The organism is Streptomyces sp. NPDC008079, from assembly GCF_042957385.1.
Classification (GTDB): domain Bacteria; phylum Actinomycetota; class Actinomycetes; order Streptomycetales; family Streptomycetaceae; genus Actinacidiphila.
Window position 1 is genome coordinate 288970 of the sequence record NZ_JBIBIC010000008.1, and the last position, 16846, is coordinate 305815.

At 71.7% G+C, this 16846-nt stretch carries 10 protein-coding genes; 3 read left to right on the forward strand and 7 right to left on the reverse strand.

Annotated features, from left to right (window positions below; translation table 11 throughout):
* Positions 1–20: 20 nt before the first annotated feature.
* Positions 21–1766: a stealth family protein gene (locus tag ACFZAM_RS19620; protein ID WP_355348962.1), complete on the reverse strand. Its 1746-nt coding sequence runs from the start codon at positions 1764–1766 to the stop codon at positions 21–23.
* Positions 1767–2215: 449 nt separating this feature from the next.
* On the opposite strand from ACFZAM_RS19620, the gene ACFZAM_RS19625 reads away from it, so the two are divergent.
* Together ACFZAM_RS19625 and ACFZAM_RS19630 are read left to right on the forward strand one after the other, a co-directional pair.
* The gene (locus ACFZAM_RS19625) at positions 2216–3211 is read left to right on the forward strand and encodes a glycosyltransferase family 2 protein (protein ID WP_355348965.1); all 996 of its coding nucleotides are present in this window, start codon (positions 2216–2218) and stop codon (positions 3209–3211) included.
* Complete coding sequence (locus tag ACFZAM_RS19630; protein ID WP_391047575.1) at positions 3208–3651, forward strand: GtrA family protein; 444 nt, start codon at positions 3208–3210, stop codon at positions 3649–3651. Before ACFZAM_RS19625 ends, ACFZAM_RS19630 begins: the two co-directional genes overlap by 4 nt.
* A 42-nt stretch (positions 3652–3693) precedes the next feature.
* On the opposite strand, the gene obgE is transcribed toward ACFZAM_RS19630, so the two are convergent.
* The 6 genes from obgE to ACFZAM_RS19660 form a co-directional block, all read right to left on the reverse strand.
* The gene (obgE, locus tag ACFZAM_RS19635; RefSeq protein WP_355348971.1) at positions 3694–5136 is read right to left on the reverse strand and encodes a GTPase ObgE; all 1443 of its coding nucleotides are present in this window, start codon (positions 5134–5136) and stop codon (positions 3694–3696) included.
* Between the two features lie 168 nt (positions 5137–5304).
* Complete coding sequence (rpmA, locus tag ACFZAM_RS19640; protein ID WP_031514533.1) at positions 5305–5559, reverse strand: 50S ribosomal protein L27; 255 nt, start codon at positions 5557–5559, stop codon at positions 5305–5307.
* A 14-nt stretch (positions 5560–5573) separates the two neighbouring features.
* Positions 5574–5894, reverse strand: a complete 321-nt coding sequence (gene rplU, locus ACFZAM_RS19645) for a 50S ribosomal protein L21 (RefSeq protein ID WP_355348975.1) — start codon at positions 5892–5894, stop codon at positions 5574–5576.
* A gap of 270 nt (positions 5895–6164) precedes the next feature.
* Entirely contained in the window at positions 6165–10358 is a 4194-nt protein-coding gene (locus ACFZAM_RS19650) for an Rne/Rng family ribonuclease (protein WP_391047580.1), read from the reverse strand.
* A gap of 216 nt (positions 10359–10574) precedes the next feature.
* Complete coding sequence (locus ACFZAM_RS19655) at positions 10575–11357, reverse strand: TIGR03936 family radical SAM-associated protein (RefSeq protein WP_355349564.1); 783 nt, start codon at positions 11355–11357, stop codon at positions 10575–10577.
* 216 nt (positions 11358–11573) lie between these two features.
* Positions 11574–12845: a hypothetical protein gene (locus ACFZAM_RS19660; protein WP_391047583.1), complete on the reverse strand. Its 1272-nt coding sequence runs from the start codon at positions 12843–12845 to the stop codon at positions 11574–11576.
* 531 nt (positions 12846–13376) lie between these two features.
* Between ACFZAM_RS19660 and ACFZAM_RS19665 the strand changes: the two genes are divergently transcribed.
* Positions 13377–16784 (forward strand): CARDB domain-containing protein, encoded by a 3408-nt coding sequence (locus ACFZAM_RS19665; RefSeq protein WP_391047585.1) that lies wholly within the window; start codon positions 13377–13379, stop codon positions 16782–16784.
* Positions 16785–16846: the final 62 nt, after the last annotated feature.

Genomic DNA, 16846 nt, shown 5'->3' on the forward strand with positions numbered 1-16846 from the left:
ACAGCCCGCCCGGTGTCGGGCTACTCCTTCTCGAAGGGGCTCGGCACCGGGAAGTACGCGTCGAGGAACGGGGTGATCAGGTCCTTCTGGCCGGTCGCGTCGTTCTCCGTGGAGACCGTGTCGTTGATGCAGAAGACGGTCTTGTCGCGGTTGGCGAGCAGCCGGCCGAGCCGGGTCTCGGTCCAGGGGTGGGTCAGGTCCAGGTAGGTGTACGGCAGGTCGTTGGACGGGATCGCGCGCCTGGTGTGGAAGGCGTAGTAGTGGTGCAGCGACGAGGCGACGGAGATGTCGTCCATGCTGCGGAAGTGGCTGGACTCGGTGTGCCGGTACTCGGCGGCGAACTCGTCCTCGATCTCGTCCAGGACGCTGCGCCGCAGGGCGTGCGGCATGTGCTTCATCTTCTGCACGAGGACGGCGCCGTAGCGCTCCTCGATCAGCCGCCGGTTGTTCTTCCCGGCCGCCGCGACCGGCGGGTCGGCCTCCGTCTTCTCGCCCAGCGGCACCAGCGCGGGTGAGGGGAAGAACTTCGTCAGGCCGTTGGCGAGGAAGAAGTCCTGCGGCGTCACCTCGTTGCCGAGCAGCACGTCGTCGTTGAAGTACAGGAAGTGCTCCGACAGGCCCTCGATGTGGTGCAGTTGGCTCTCGATGGCGTGCGAGTTGAAGGTCGGCAGCGAGCCGGGCGAGCGGAAGATCTGCCGGTGGCTGACCACCTCGATGCCGGGGTGCTCGGTCTTCAGCCAGGACGGCGTCTGGTCGTCGGTGACCAGGAAGATCTTCCGGACCCACGGCGCGTACATGTGCAACGAGCGCAGTGAGTACCGCAGTTCGTCACGGCTGAGGTAGCGCGCCGCGTTGGCCGCCTCGTCGTGGTACGCCGCGCCGGTGAAGTCCGCGCGGCGGCGCAGCCACGCCGGGTCCGCGCCGTCCACCCAGGTGTAGACGACGTCGACCGGGAAGCGGATCTCGTCGGTGGTGTGGATCGCGAAGTGCTCGCGGGTACGGACCTCGAAGCGCGGGCCCGCGCCGGTGTCGCGCGGCGCGAGGTCGGTGAAGAACGCCTCGGGCGCCTGCACGGTCTTGGCGTCGGCGGGGACGGCCTCGGCGAATTTGCCGGGGCGCGGCGCCACGAGCGCGCCGTCCTCCTCGCGCCAGAACTCGATGTCGCAGCCGTAGCGGGTGCCGAGCGCCAGGCCCTTGCTCTCGTCGGTGCGGTACCAGGTGAGGCGGAAGACCCCGGCGCCCGCCAGACGGCGCCAGGACGGCTGCTCGTAGCCCGGCAGCGACTCCTCGGGCACCGGGGAGTTCCCCTTGACCGCGGTCACGTAGCCGGGCTCCTCGGCGCACAGCGCGGTCAGCGCGGCGAGCACCGCCTCCCGGTCGCTCTCGTGGACGGCCACGGCCGAGGCGGTGTGCGAGCGGCCCCGTACGCAGAAGTGGTCGAGACCGGCGGCGGACAGGCAGCCGAGGACCGCGTCGAGGTTGGCCCTGCGGGCCGCCAGCGGGGTCACGCCGGGGACGATCAGCGCGACCTTCGCCTCGCGGTTGACCGTGATCACCGTGCGGTCCGGACGGTCCACCAGCGCCTGGTGGCGCTTGCCGACCCTGGCCGCCCTGGCCCGCTCGGCGGCGGCGGTCGCGCCCGCGATGCGCAGCTTCACCTGCTTGCGCAAGTCCGAGTCGACGCGGGAGGCGATCTTCCGTCGGGCGCTCTCCGGTACTGCTCGTCGGTAGACCCCCAGCAGTCGGGGTGCCTCGGGATTACGCACGGCGGGCGGCTCCTCATCGATTGCGGGGCCCGCCGCGACGCGGGCCGTTGACGTACGACGACGGCCCGTACGGTGGTCCGGGCCGATACCTCAAGTATGCCTTGCGTTCTCCAAGGGGCCGCGTGCGGTATACCTGTCCGGAACTCCGGCCGCGCGCGACGTTACACGTAATGCGGAATCAGGAATTCGGTTGCCCATCGTTGGGTGAATTCTTCATTGAGCCGCAAGGGCGCTTCGCGTAACTTTCCCCGACGCCTTGTTCGGCGCCCAAAGCAGGGCCACGGGCCGTCCTACGCTGACGCAGAGCGTGCGGGATCACGTGCGGATCCGTCCGCCGGGACCGCACTCGCCCAGCACTCACTCAGCACTCACTCAGCACTTACCCAGCACTCGCCCTGAATCCGCACCGCATCCGCCCTGCATCCGCGTACGGCGCCGAAAGTGATCTCATGCGACTGTCGATCGTAGTTCCCTGCTACAACGAAGAAGCCGTGATCGAGCTCTTCGACGTACGCATCCGGGAGACCCTCACGGCGCTCTCCGTCGATTACGAGCTGTGCTACGTCGACGACGGCAGCTCCGACCGCACCCTGGAGCGGCTGCGGGCCCTGGCCGAGAACCGCGAGGCGAGCACGCGATACGTGTCCTTCAGCCGGAACTTCGGCAAGGAGGCGGGCATCCTGGCCGGGCTCAAGGAGACGACCGGGGACGCGGTGGTCGTGATGGACGCCGACCTCCAGCACCCGCCGGAGCTGATCGCGCGCATGCTGGAGCTGCACCGCGCCGGGCACGACCAGGTGATCGCGCGGCGCACCCGCGAGGGCGACAAGAAGCTGCGCACGGCCGCCAGTCGGCTCTACTACCGGATGATCAACAAGTGGGTGGACGTCGAACTGACCGACGGCGTCGGGGACTTCCGGCTGCTGTCGCGGCGCGCGGTCGACGCGCTGCTCGCGATGCCGGAGTACAACCGCTTCTCCAAGGGCCTTTTCTCCTGGATCGGCTTCGACACCGTCACCTTCGACTACCGCAATGCCGCGCGGGAGGCGGGCGAGACGAAGTGGCACTTCGGCGCGCTCATCAATTACGGCATGGACGGGCTGATCTCGTTCAACAACCGGCCGCTGCGGCTGGCCATCTATCTGGGAATGGCGCTCAGTGCCGTCGCGGCGGCGTATGCCGTGGTCGTCACCGTCATGGCGATGATCAAGGGGCCCGACGCGCCCGGTTATGTGACGCTGCTCGTCGCCGTCGTGGGTCTGGGCGGGCTCCAGATGCTGATGCTGGGGTTGATAGGCGAGTACATTGGGCGCATCTACTACGAGACCAAGCGACGGCCGCACTTCCTGGTCAAGGAGACGAACGCGCCGCGGGCCTTCGGGGTGGCACGGCAGGCCGGCGCCGCACCGACGAGCGCGTCGCTGCCCCGGATGGAGATCCGTTGAGCGTGGCCGGCATCCGCTCACCGCAACTGCTCCAGATCGTGCGGTTCGCCCTCGTGGGCGGGGTCAACACCGCCACCTTCTACGGCTTCTACCTGGCCCTGCACCCGTGGATGCCGTACTTCGCCGCGTACACCCTGGCGTTCGTGCTCAGCATGATCGGGTCGTTCTTCCTGAACACGTACTTCACGTACCGGACGCGGCCCACCTGGCGGAAGTTCCTGCTCTTCCCGCTGACCAACCTGACCAATTACGTGGTCACGAGCGTCGGCGTCTACGCCCTCGTGGAGTGGGCGGGCATGAACGACAAGATCGCCCCGCTGGCCGCCGCGGCAGCCGCCATCCCCTTCACCTACCTGCTGAGCCGCCGCATCCTCACCCCGCCGTCCGCGCTCGCCGAGCCCGACCCGAACCGCCCCTCCCCGGCCCACGCGGACGCCTGACCCACTCCGACCGGCCCCCTTCCCAGGGGGCCGGTCGCGCGTTTACTTGAACGGGTCGAAGCCGTGGTACTCCTCTTCGGCGTCGTCGCGCTCGGCCTGCTTGTCGCGGCGGCGGGTGACGGCGGCGCGGGGGGCGTCGAAACGGTGGTCCTCGCCGCGGCGGCCGAGCATTTCGGCGCCTGCGGCCATGCTGGGCTCCCAGTCGAAGACGACGGCGTCCTCGTCGGGGCCGATGGCGACGGCGTCGCCGGCGTTGGCGCCGGCCTTGAGGAGGGCGTCCTCGACGCCGAGGCGGTTGAGGCGGTCGGCGAGGTAGCCGACGGCCTCGTCGTTGGAGAAGTCGGTCTGGCGGACCCAGCGTTCGGGCTTCTCGCCGTGCACGCGGTACAGGCTCTCGCCGTCGTGGGTGACGGTGAACCCGGCGTCGTCGACGGCCTGCGGGCGGATGACGACGCGGGTGGACTCCTCCACCGGCTTGGCGGCCCGCGTCTCGGCGACGATCTTCGCCAGGGCGAACGACAGCTCGCGCAGCCCCTCGTGGGAGACGGCCGACACCTCGAAGACCTGGTAGCCGCGGCTCTCCAGCTCCGGCCTGATGATCTCGGCGAGGTCGCGCCCGTCGGGCACGTCGATCTTGTTGAGCACGATCAGCCGCGGCCGGTCCTCCAACCCGCCGCCGTACGCCCGCAGTTCCTCCTCGATGATGTCGAGGTCGCTGGCGGGGTCGCGGTCGGACTCCAGCGTCGCGGTGTCCAGCACGTGCACGAGCACCGAGCAGCGCTCGACGTGCCGCAGGAACTCCAGGCCGAGGCCCTTGCCCTGGCTGGCGCCGGGGATCAGCCCCGGTACGTCCGCGATCGTGTAGACGGTCGAACCGGCCGTCACCACACCGAGGTTGGGCACCAGCGTGGTGAACGGGTAGTCGGCGATCTTCGGCTTGGCGGCCGACAGCACCGAGATCAGCGAGGACTTGCCCGCGCTCGGGTAGCCGACCAGCGCCACGTCCGCGACCGTCTTCAGTTCAAGGACGATGTCCCGCGCCACACCGGGCTCGCCGAGCAGCGCGAAGCCGGGCGCCTTGCGGCGGGCCGAGGCCAGCGCCGCGTTGCCGAGGCCGCCGCGACCGCCCTGGCCCGCGATGAAGGTGGTGCCCTGGCCGACGAGGTCGGCCAGCACATTGCCGTCCTTGTCCTGCACCACCGTGCCGTCGGGCACCGGCAGCACCAGGTCCGTACCCTCCTTGCCCGACCGGTTGCCGCCCTCGCCGGGCTTGCCGTTGGTCGCCTTGCGGTGCGGGCTGTGGTGGTAGTCGAGCAGCGTCGTGACGTCCTGGTCGACGACGAGGATCACGTCGCCGCCCCGGCCGCCGTTCCCGCCGTCGGGGCCGCCCAGCGGCTTGAACTTCTCCCGGTGAACGGAGGCGCAGCCGTGGCCTCCGTTACCCGCGGCGACATGCAGCTCGACGCGGTCCACGAAGGTGGTCATGGCATTCCTCCAGATACGTACGGGGTGGTGCGGATGTGCACGGGGTGGTGCGGTACGCGCGCTTTCACGCGTTCCAAGACGTAACACGCCGAGGGCGGCCCCGCTTCCCTGGTCGGGAAGCGAGGTCCGCCCTCGGAGGTGAAACTGTGTCGCTCTACGGTGCCTGGATCAGGCGGCCGGAACGATGTTCACTACACGACGCCCACGCTTGGTGCCGAACTCGACCGCACCGGCGGAGAGGGCGAACAGCGTGTCGTCCTTGCCGATGCCGACGCCGGAGCCGGGGTGGAAGTGCGTGCCGCGCTGGCGGACGATGATCTCACCGGCGTTGACGACCTGGCCGCCGAAGCGCTTGACGCCGAGCCGCTGAGCGTTGGAGTCGCGACCGTTCCGAGTGGACGATGCGCCCTTCTTGTGTGCCATCTCTCCTCAGTCCCTTACTTCGCAGCCGTGGGGATGCCGGTGATCTTCAGCGCCGTGTACTGCTGGCGGTGACCCTGGCGACGGCGGTAGCCGGTCTTGTTCTTGTAGCGCAGGATGTCGATCTTCTGGCCCTTGTGGTGGTCCACGATTTCGGCCTCGACCTTGACACCGGCCAGCACCCACGGGTCGCTGGTGACGGCGTCGCCGTCGACGACGAGCAGCGTCGAGAGCTCGATCGCGTCGCCCACCTTGCCCGTGGGAATCTTGTCAACCTCAACGATGTCGCCGACAGCCACCTTGTGCTGACGACCACCGCTACGCACGATTGCGTACACGCGGATCTCACTCTCTCGCTCTTGAAATCGGACCCCTGATGCCAGCCGTCCCGATGGTGCGCGGGGGGCCTCTCCCGGCGGACCGGGAGGGATTTGCTCAGAAGTGGGCGCACAAACGCCGAAGGTCAAGACTACGGAGGGCCTCCGGCCCGGTCAAATCCGCTACGGTGCCCCGCCGCGAGACCTGTGCCCCGAAAGGGCGCGGCCCACCCGCAGGGTGGACGCGCGTGGCCCGCGCCCGGGGCAGGGCGCGGGCCACGCGGGGCCGGACTACTCGGAGGGCGCGGCCGACTTCTTGGCGGCAGCCTTCTTCGTGGTCGTCTTCTTGGCCGCGACCTTCTTCGTCGCCGTCTTCTTGGCGGCAGCCTTCTTCGTGGCGGCCTTGCGCGGCGCCCGCTTCTTGGGCTCCGCGTCAGCGGCATCGGCGGCCGGCGCCTCGGCCGGGACGACCACGACGGCCGCGTCGTCGGCGCCCGAAGGCGACCCGGCGGGAGCCGTCACCTTGCGCGTGGCACGACGACGGGCGCGCGCCGGGGGCTCCGTGGAGACCTCGGGCTCGGGCGCGGCCTCGACCGGGGCCGTCGGGGCCTCGGCGGGGACGACCACGACGGCGGCGTCCTCGGAGACCGCGGGGGACCCGGCGGGAGCCGTCACCTTGCGGGTGGCGCGACGACGGGCGCGGGCCGGGGGCTCCGTGGAGACCTCGGGCTCGGCGGCCGGCGCCTGCTCGATGGCGGGCTCGCTGACCGGGACGACCACGACGGCCGGTTCCGGCTCGTGGTCGGCCGCGGGCGGCGCGCCCGCGGGCGAGGTGGCCTTACGGGCGCCGCGCCGCCGGGAGCGGCCACGGCTGCCGTGGGCGGCGGCCTCGGCCTCGGCCGCGGTGCCGAACCACTCCTCCTCGGGGTCGCCGACGGTCGGCACCAACTCGGCCTCGCCGACCTCGATCGGCTCCAGCTCGGGCAGTTCGTCGGCCGAGTCGACCGAGTCGGCGTCGTCCGCGTCCGCCTCCAGCACGTGCTCGTTCTCGTGCTCGTGGTCGTGACCGTCGCCCGCCGCGCCGCCGTTGCCGGACTTGCCGCGCCGCTTGCGCTTGCCGCCGCCACCGCCGGTGGTGGTCGCCTGGTCCATGTGGACGATGACGCCGCGCCCGTTGCAGTGCACGCAGGTCTCGGAGAAGGACTCCAGCAGGCCCTGGCCGACCCGCTTGCGGGTCATCTGCACCAGGCCGAGCGAGGTGACCTCGGCCACCTGGTGCTTGGTCCGGTCCCGGCCCAGGCACTCCAGCAGCCGCCGCATGACCAGGTCGCGGTTGGACTCCAGGACCATGTCGATGAAGTCGATGACGACGATGCCGCCGAGGTCCCGCAGCCTGAGCTGGCGGACGATCTCCTCGGCCGCCTCCAGGTTGTTGCGGGTGACGGTCTCCTCAAGGTTGCCGCCCTGCCCGGTGAACTTGCCGGTGTTGACGTCGACCACGACCATCGCCTCGGTCTTGTCGATCACCAGCGAACCGCCGGACGGCAGCCACACCTTGCGGTCCAGCGCCTTCAGAAGCTGCTCGTCGATGCGGTACGTCGCGAAGACGTCGATCTCCGAGGTCCAGCGCGACAGCCGGTCCGCCAGGTCGGGCGCGACGTGGGTGACGTACTCGTGGATCGTGCTCCACGCCTCGTCACCGCTGACGATGACCTTCGAGAAGTCCTCGTTGAAGATGTCGCGGACGACGCGGACGGTCATGTCCGGCTCGCCGTAGAGCAGCGTCGGCGCGTTGCCGCTCTTGGCCTTCTTCTGGATGTCCTCCCACTGCGCCTGGAGGCGTTCGACGTCGCGGCGCAGCTCGTCCTCGCTGGCGCCCTCCGCGGCGGTGCGGACGATGACGCCCGCGTCCTCGGGGACGATCTTCTTGAGGATGGTCTTCAGCCGGGCCCGCTCGGTGTCGGGGAGCTTGCGGCTGATGCCGGTCATCGAGCCCTCGGGCACGTACACCAGGTAGCGGCCGGGCAGCGAGACCTGGCTGGTCAGGCGGGCGCCCTTGTGGCCGATCGGGTCCTTCGTCACCTGGACGAGGACCGGCTGGCCGGACTTGAGCGCGGACTCGATACGGCGCGGGCCGTTGCCCATGCCGAGTGCCTCGAAGTTGACCTCGCCCGCGTACAGGACGGCGTTGCGGCCCTTGCCGATGTCGACGAACGCGGCCTCCATGGACGGCAGCACGTTCTGCACCTTGCCCAGGTAGACGTTGCCGACGTAGCTGGTGGCCTGCTCCTTGTTGACGTAGTGCTCGACGAGGACGTTGTCCTCCAGCACGCCGATCTGGGTGCGCTCGCCGTTCTGCCGGACCACCATGACGCGCTCGACGGCCTCGCGGCGCGCCAGGAACTCCGCCTCGGTGATGATCGGCACGCGGCGGCGGCCCTGCTCGCGGCCCTCGCGGCGGCGCTGCTTCTTGGCCTCCAGGCGCGTGGAGCCCTTGATGGACTGCACCTCGTCGGCGCCGGTGCCGCCACCGGACTCCGACTTCTGGCGCGGCTCGCGGACCTTGACGACCGTGCGCTCCGGGTCGTCGCCGCCGTTGGCGGAGTCGTCGGCGCCGGAGTCGGAACCGCGACGGCGACGGCGCCTGCGGCGACGGCTGGTGCTGGAACCCGAGCCGTGGTCGTCGTCGTGCGCCGACTCGTCGGCGGAGTCCTCCTCGTCGTCGCCCTCGGACGACTCGTCCTCGTCGTCGGAGGACGCGGTGTCCTCGTGCTCGCTGGACTCGCCCCGGCGACGGCGGCGACCGCCGCGGCGGCGACGGCGGGACGGGCGGTCATCGCCGTCGTGCTCGCCGTCGGCGTCCGCGTCGTTGTCCTGCTCGTCGTCCGCGTCGGTGTCGGCCTCGTCCACGTCCACGGCGGTGGCCGCCTCGGCGGTCACCGGCTCCGCGGCGGAGCCGCCACGGCGACGGCGGCGGCGGCGCGGGCCGCTGTCCCGCTCCTCGGTCTCGTCCTCGTCGGCGACGGCGGGCTCCTCCGCGACGGCGCCGGCCGCCACGGGCTCGGCCGTGGGCGCCTGGAAGACCGGCGGCTGGAAGACGGCCGTCGGCGGACGCGACGCCCTGCGGCGTCCGCGCGCCGGGCGCTCCTCGGTCCTGACCTCAAGGGTGATGGACGCGACGGGGATGCCGAACGCCTCGGCGAGGGCGGCCACCGCGTTGGCGTTCGCCTCCTCGACCGTCTGGCCGTAGCCGCGGATCTCGTACGCGTCGTCGACCTCGACGTTCCACTCGTCGCCGTCCTGGAGCGCCTTCCCGGTGTACTCGAAGCGCTCTTCCGGCGTGTCGTGCGCACTGGCGGTGACGGTGTCGCTCTCGGCCTCGGCCTCGTCCCGCGGTGCCAGCGCGCCCGGCTTCAGCCGCCGGGAGCCGTCGCCCGCGGAGAACGTCGCCGCAGGGGCTCCGGCCGTGCGCTTGCGCGACCGCCGGGCGCGCGGCTCCGGCTCGGCGGCCGGGGCGGGCGGCGCCACGGGCGCCGCGGGTGCGGGGGCCTCGGCGATCTCGCCCGCGGTGCCGTCGGCGGCGGGCGCCTCGGCGGGCGCGGCCACCTTGCGGGTGGCCCGGCGGCGGGCGCGCGGCGGGGCCGCGTCCCCAGCGGGGGCCTCGGCGGCGGCGGGGGCCTCGGCGGCGGGCTCGGCGGTCACCGCGTCGGGCGTACCGCCGTCAGGGGCATCGCCCGCAGCGGTCTCGTCGGCGGTGGAGGCGGCCGGGGCCGCCACCTTGCGCGTGGCGCGACGGCGGGCACGCGGCGGGGCCGCGTCCCCGGCAGGGGCCTCGGCGGCGGCGGGCTCGGCGGTCGCCGGGGCGGCCGTACCGCCGTCAGGGGCATCGTTCGAGGCGGGCTCGTCCGCCGTCGAGGCGGCCGGGGCCGCCACCTTGCGGGTGGCACGGCGGCGAGCACGCGGCGGCGCGGCGGGGGCCTCGTCGGAGGCGGCGGTGTCGTCAGCGGCGGAGCCGGACGCCGCAGCGGTGTCCGTACCGCCGTCAGGGGCATCGCCCGCAGCGGTCTCGTCGGCGGTGGAGGCGGCCGGGGCCGCGACCTTGCGGGTGGCGCGACGGCGAGCGCGCGGCGGGGCGGCTGCCTCGGACGCGGAGGCGTCGTCGGAGGCCGGAGCCAGGCTCTCGGCGGTCTCGGAGCTCATGGGGGCGGCCGTGGCGCCGTCGGAGGCGGCCTCGTCACCGGCGGTCACGGCCGGAGCGGCGACCTTGCGGGTGGCGCGACGGCGGGCGCGCGGCGGGGCGGCTGCCTCGGACGCGGAGGCGTCATCGGAGGCCGGAGCCGGGGCCTGGGCCGCGGGCTCGGCGGTGGCGGAGCTGCCGGCGGCGTCGGTCGGGGGGCCCGCGGGGCGGGAGGCGGCCCGGCGGCGGCGCGGCGGCGCGGCCTCGGATGTGGGGGTGGGTTCGTTGGAGTCGGTCTGGTCGTGCATTCGGGCAATGCTCCCGTCGAGCTCCCGGGCGCCGCGTCCATGTCCGGTGCGGCGGGCCGCTTGGTCGCGGTGCCGCTGTCCGGGGGCGCGGGCGCCGCACGGGAGCTGCTGTGTCGCTCGTCGGCACCGCGTCGGCGGGTCGACGAAAGTCTCATGTGGTCTGCGGCGCCGGACCCGGGTGGCTCCCTGGTGCGTCGGCGACGCGTGACGACGTGGCTACGCGGACCCGGCAGGTACCGTCACAGCGTCGCGATCATGCGCGAGCGGGTCGGTGACCGTGCCGGACTCCTCGTCGAGCGGCCCCTGCGCCAGCCTGGTCACCGCTGCGGGGACCGGCGGCGCGAGGTCGGCCGTCGCATGGAGGCCGGACAGTACGTCGTCGGGCCGTACGGCAGGTGTCAGGTGCCGTACAACCAGCCGCAGTATCGCACAGGCGCGGTCCTGCGGCCTATCGGCACCCTGTTCGGACATGTCCGCGTCGTGCCCGGCGCCGTTGTCCGGCGTGTCGTCCACGACTTCCAGGCGCGTGACGGCGCCGCGGGTGTCGAACGTGCGGATGCCGTTCTTCGTCTTGCGCTGTACTTCCACGGTCTCCGCGGCGAGGAACGCCGCGACGGCCTGTCGTGCCTCGGCCGGGTCGACACCGTCGAGCCTGACCTGCCAGACGGACGCCTCGAGGCGTTCGGCGAGTCCCGAGGTCCGGGCCTCGACCGCCTCGATGACGTCGAGTCCCGCGGGCAGCGACTCGTCGAGCAGCAGCCGCAGCTTCTCCGGGTCGACGCTGCGCGCGAGGGCGATCTCCAGATACTCCGCCTCGCTGCCGACGCCGGTGGGTGCGGCGTTGGCGTACGACACCTTGGGGTGCGGGGTGAAGCCCGCCGAGTACGCCATCGGCACCTCGGCGCGGCGCAGGGCCCGCTCGAAGGCGCGCTGGAAGTCGCGGTGGCTGGTGAACCGGAGGCGGCCACGCTTGGTGTAGCGCAGTCGAATGCGCTGCACCGCCGGTGCGGGCGGCGGACCTTCGGGCTGTCGCTTGCCCAGTGTCGTTCAGTCCCTCGTGCGTACTCGTGTCCCGGGAGCCCGTCACCGGGCCCGCTTGTCTTTCACAAGGTTACGCCGCGTCGCGCGTTGCTGTTGACGGGTGACCCCCGCCCTGTGGACAACCCGGGGTCGACAGTCTCGGGGGAACGCCCTGAACCGGTGCCGGTCCCCCGCTCAGCGGTGGGTCGGCGGACGCCGCTTGGCGAGGTCGGGGCCGGGCTGCTTACGGTGGCGGGCCGCCGGCCGGGGCAGCGCTTGCGTGGCGTGCGCGCTCGCCACCAGCGCGTCGGCCGGATCGGGCGCCTCTGATACGTCGGCCGCGTCCGTCGCCGGTGCCGGACCGAACGCCCCCGGCTCGTAACCGGCCCGCCGCGGCGGCAGCCGCCGCTCGGCGGCGCCGACCGGATCGCCGAAGAGCGCCCTGCGGGTCTCGGCGCGCAACTCGCGCAGCGAGCGGCGGGCGTCGGCGACCGCGTCCTTGACCGGCTGCCAGACCGCGCGCCGGTACCAGCGGCCCGCGGCCCGTACCGCGCGCAGTACGGGAGCGCCGGTCCGGCTCCAGACCCAGGCGGCGGGGACCGCGATCAGCACGCGAGCCAGCCACACGATGCCGCGGCCGACGGCGCGCGAGACATAGCCGGTCACCCGCCAGGCATGGCCGAGCGCCGCGCCGATCTCGCGTGCGACGGGGACGACGACGCGCCGCCACACGAAGCCGACCGGCAGCACGACCAAGGTTCTGACCAGCCAGAGCAGGCCGAGCCACGTCATCCGCAGCGTCCACGCGAGGCCGCGGCCGACCGGCGTGAGCACGTACCGCCACAGCGCGGCCAGCGGCCACACCAGCGCGTACCGCACGAAGAAGACGACGGCCGCGGCGAGTGCGAGGGCGACGGGCACCAGCAGGGAGTGCCAGAGCCAGCGGGCGGGCACGGCGAGGAGGTAGTGGCCGAGCCAGGAGGCGCCCGCGCCCAGGCCCGCGCCGAGGGTCAGCAGCGTCCAGCGGGCGGCGCGGCCGACGGGCGCGAGGACGTACGTGTAGAGGGCGGTCAGGGGGACGACGAGCAGCCAGTGCGCGAGCAGTCCCGTGCCGGCGCCGAGCATGCGCAGTGTCCAGGCGGCGGCGTGGCCGAGCGGCACGAGCACGTACCGCCACAGGGCGACGAGCGGGACGACGACCAGGTAGCGGGTCAGGAAGACGGCCGGGATCACCACCAGGGTGCGCACCGCCCAGGCGAGCGCGGCGCCGAGGACCCGCAGCGGCGGGAGCAGCAGGCGGCGCCATGTCCAGCGCAGTCCGGCCGAGGTCGCGCGCCCGGCCGTCGCGAGCGCGTCCCAGAGCAGGCGCAGCGGCAGCACGACGGCGAAGGCGACGAGACGGACCGGCATACGTATGGCGACGGTCAGGCAGCCGTCGCCGCTCCCCCGCGGGTGTTCCAGAGCCATGCGGTGAACCTACCCGCAGGGCTTGGCGGGTTGGCGTACCGCGCGGTGTCCGCAGCCGGATCGGCACCCGGCGGATACCGCCCGGAGACGTCGCGCGGCGGCGGCCGGGCGCATGACACGGCCGCGTGGCACGGCCGCGCACACGGGCCGGGGCGCGGCTCGACGTACTCCGGCGAGCACTCCTGCGAGTACGGCTCCACGCACGCCTCGAAGCGCGGCTCGCGGCACCGCGCGAAAACGCTCCGCCACGGCGCGGGCCAGGGGCCTTGCGCAGGTCCCGCCCCGTCAAGTCGCCGGCGGCGCGCATGTGTTGGGGATGCGCGGGTCTTGTCAACAAATCGAATGACGTGCGTAAACCGTTGACAAGCCGGTGACACGATCGCAACATGTGACTCGCAAAAAGCTGGTCAATGCTCTCTCAATTCTTCACATCTGTATGCAACTTCACGGCAGGAGCCGCCTCGCGTCCTGCGAACCCCGCGCGTCCCGCGCGTCGTCCGCGCTCTCTCGTTCCGACTGAACAGAGGACACATGAAACGGAAACAGCTCAGCCGTCGGCTGATCACCGGCCTGGTCACCGCCGGTCTGATCGCCATCGGGCTCCTGCCACTGTCCGGGGCCGCCGCCGCGGCCGACCGGCCCAACCTCGCCTCGGGGAAGGCCGCTTCGTCGAGCGGCGCGGTGGGCGGATACCCCGCCTCCGCGGTCACCGACGGCAACCAGGGCACGTACTGGGAAGGACCGAACAACACCTTCCCGCAGTGGGTGCAGATCGACCTCGGCGGCAGCGGTGCCGCCGTCGACCAGGTGGTGCTCAAGCTGCCGGCCGGCTGGGAGGCGCGCACCGAGACCATCGCGGTGCAGGGCAGCACCGACGGCGCCGCCTTCAGCACGCTGTCCGCCGCGCAGGGCCGCACCTTCAACCCCGCTTCCGCCAACACCGTGACGGTCGACTTCAGCGCCGCGACGGTCCGCTACGTACGGCTGAACATCACCGCCAACACCGCGTGGCCGGCCGCGCAGATATCCGAGCTGGAGATCCACGGCACGACGGTCACCGACCCCGGCGGCCCCGGCCCCGGCGATCCCGGCCCCGGTGACGGCACGGGCAAGGACCTGGCGCGCGGCAAGCCGATCGAGGCGTCCTCGACGGCCCAGTCCTTCGTCGCGTCCAACGCCAACGACGGCCAGGTCGGCAGCTACTGGGAGTCCAACGGCTTCCCGTCGACGCTGACGGTCAAGCTCGGCTCCGACGCCGACATCACCTCCGTCGTCGTCAAGCTCAACCCCGACGCCGCGTGGGGTCCGCGCACGCAGAACATCCAGGTGCTCGGGCGCGGCCAGAGCGCGACCGGCTTCACCTCGCTGAAGGCCAGGGCCGACTACGCGTTCAGCCCGTCGAGCAACCAGAACACCGTGACCATCCCGGTCACCGGCCGGGCCGCCGACCTCCAGCTCGGGTTCTTCTCCAACTCCGGCGCCCCGGGCGGCCAGGTCGCCGAGGTGCAGGTCATCGGCGTACCCGCGCCCAACCCCGACCTGACCGTCACCGCGCTGTCGTGGACCCCGACCGCCCCGGTCGAGACCGACACCGTGAACGTCAGCGCCACCGTGAAGAACATCGGCAGCGCCGCGTCGCCCGCGACCACCGTCAATGTCAGCGTCGGCGGTGTCGTCGCGGGCAGCGCCCCGGTGGCCGCCCTCGCCGCCGGTGCGTCCGCCACCGTCCAGGTCGCCGTCGGCAAGCGGGCGGTGGGCAGCTACACCGTCTCGGCCGTGGTCGACCCCAATGGCACCGTCATCGAGCAGAGCAAGGACAACAACAGCCTCGCCTCACCGACGAAGCTGGTCGTCGCGCAGGCGCCGGGCCCCGACCTCGAAGTGCTCGGCATCACCTCCAACCCGGCCAGCCCCGCGGTCGGCGCGGCCGTCTCCTTCACCGTCTCGGTGCACAACCGCGGCACCACCTCGACGGGCGTCGCCACCGTCACCCGCCTCACCGTGGGCGGCACCACGCTCGACACCAGCACCCCGGCGATCGCCGCGGGCGCGACCGTCACCGTGAACGTCACCGGCACCTGGACCGCGACCAGCGGCGGCGCCACCCTCGTCGCGACCGCGGACGCCACCAACGTCGTCGCCGAGACCAACGAGACCAACAACACCTTCTCCCGCTCGATCGTGGTCGGGCGCGGCGCCGCCGTCCCGTACACCGAGTACGAGGCCGAGGCCGCCACCTACCAGGGCACGCTCCTGGAGACCGACCCGCTGCGCACCTTCGGCCACACCAACTTCGCGACCGAGTCCTCGGGCCGCAAGTCGGTACGGCTGAACACCACCGGTCAGTTCGTGGAGTTCACCTCCACCAACCCGACCAACTCGATCGTGGTGCGCAACTCGATCCCCGACGCCGCGAACGGCGGCGGCATCGAGGCCACGATCAGCCTCTACATCAACAACACGTTCAACCGGAAGATCACCCTGTCCTCGAAGCACAGTTGGCTGTACGGCAACACCGACGGCCCCGAGGCACTGACCAACTCGCCGCAGGCGGACGCCCGTCGGCTGTTCGACGAGTCCAACGCGCTGCTGTCGACGACGTATCCGGTGGGCACCAAATTCCGCCTCCAGCGGGACGCGACCGACACGGCGTCGTTCTACGTCATCGACCTGATCGACCTGGAGCAGGTGGCGCCGCCGAAGGCCAAGCCCGCCGAGTGCACGTCGATCACCGAGTACGGCGCGATCCCGGACGACGGGATCGAGGACACCGCCGCGATCCAGCGGGCCGTGACCGCCAACCAGAACGGCCTCATCAACTGCGTGTGGATCCCGGCGGGCCAGTGGCGCCAGGAGAAGAAGATCCTCACCGAGGACCCGCTGCACCGCGGCCAGTACAACCAGGTCGGCATCAGCAACGTCACGATCCGCGGCGCGGGCATGTGGTACTCGCAGCTCTACTCGCTGATCCAGCCGCAGGACGCCGTGGGCAGCATCAACCACCCGCACGAGGGCAACTTCGGCTTCGACATCGACAACAACACGCAGATCTCCGACATCGCGATCTTCGGCTCCGGCCGGATCCGCGGCGGTGACGGCAACGCCGAGGGCGGCGTGGGCCTCAACGGCCGGTTCGGCAAGAACACCAAGATCAGCAACGTGTGGATCGAGCACGCCAACGTCGGTGTCTGGGTCGGCCGCGACTACGACAACATCCCCGCCCTGTGGGGACCGGCGGACGGCCTCGAATTCAGCGGGATGCGCATCCGCGACACCTACGCCGACGGCATCAACTTCACCAACGGCACCCGCAATTCGAAGGTCTTCAACTCCTCCTTCCGCACCACGGGCGACGACTCGCTCGCGGTCTGGGCCAACAAGTACGTCAAGGACCAGTCCGTCGACATCGCGCACGACAACCACTTCGTGAACAACACCATCCAGTTGCCCTGGCGCGCCAACGGCCTGGCGATCTACGGCGGTTACGGCAACACCATCGAGAACAACCTCGTCTACGACACGATGAACTACCCGGCGATCATGCTGGCCACCGACCACGACCCGCTGCCGTTCTCCGGCCAGACGCTGATCGCCAACAACGGCATCCAGCGCGGCGGCGGCGTCTTCTGGGGCGAGGCGCAGAAGTTCGGGGCCATCACCCTGTTCGCCTCCACCAGTGACATCACCGGCGTCACCATCCGGGACACCGACATCGCCGACTCCACCTACGACGGGATCCAGTTCAAGAACGGCGGCGGCGCCATGCCGGGCGTCACCATCAGCAACGTCACCATCGACAAGTCCAACAACGGCGCCGGGATCCGCGCCCAGGGCGGCGCGCGGGGCAGCGCCAATCTGTCCCACGTCACCATCACCAACTCCGCCAACGGCAGCGTCCTCATCGAGCCCGGATCGCAGTACGTGATCAACGGCTCGTAACCGAAGGCTCTCGCCCCCGAAAAAACCCGTGGCCCCGCACGCGTCCTGCGTGCGGGGCCACG

Excerpts from the sequence above, each read along its gene's own strand:
- ACFZAM_RS19625 (WP_355348965.1), top strand. The coding sequence starts at position 2,216 with ATGCGACTGTCGATCGTAGTTCCCTGCTACAACGAAGAAGCCGTGATC.
- obgE (WP_355348971.1), bottom strand. The coding sequence starts at position 5,136 with ATGACCACCTTCGTGGACCGCGTCGAGCTGCATGTCGCCGCGGGTAAC.
- rpmA (WP_031514533.1), bottom strand. The coding sequence starts at position 5,559 with ATGGCACACAAGAAGGGCGCATCGTCCACTCGGAACGGTCGCGACTCC.
- ACFZAM_RS19650 (WP_391047580.1), bottom strand. The coding sequence starts at position 10,358 with ATGCACGACCAGACCGACTCCAACGAACCCACCCCCACATCCGAGGCC.
- ACFZAM_RS19660 (WP_391047583.1), bottom strand. The coding sequence starts at position 12,845 with ATGGCTCTGGAACACCCGCGGGGGAGCGGCGACGGCTGCCTGACCGTC.
- ACFZAM_RS19665 (WP_391047585.1), top strand. The coding sequence starts at position 13,377 with ATGAAACGGAAACAGCTCAGCCGTCGGCTGATCACCGGCCTGGTCACC.